This window comes from Streptomyces sp. AC558_RSS880 (assembly GCF_019049255.1).
In the GTDB taxonomy this organism is placed as follows: domain Bacteria; phylum Actinomycetota; class Actinomycetes; order Streptomycetales; family Streptomycetaceae; genus Streptomyces.
Genome location: NZ_JAGMUJ010000210.1, coordinates 1 through 203 on the forward strand (window position 1 = coordinate 1; position 203 = coordinate 203).

Sequence of the window (203 nt, forward strand, 5' to 3'; positions counted from 1 at the left end):
GTGCTGGTCACGGGTGGTACCGGTGGTCTGGGTGCGGTGTTCGCCCGTCACCTGGCCGCCGCGCACGGGGTACGTCATCTGCTGCTGTTGAGCCGGCGTGGCCCGGAGGCCGACGGCGCCGCCGAGCTGGTCACCGAGCTGGGGGCACTCGGCGCCCAGGCCCGCGTGGTCGCCTGCGACGTGTCCGACCGGGAGCAACTGGC

Annotated in this window: 1 protein-coding gene; it reads left to right on the top strand. The window is 74.4% G+C overall.

Going from position 1 to position 203, the window contains the following annotated elements:
- On the top strand, window positions 1-203 hold a 203-nt coding region (locus KUM38_RS40950; protein WP_217137233.1), incomplete at both ends, for an SDR family NAD(P)-dependent oxidoreductase.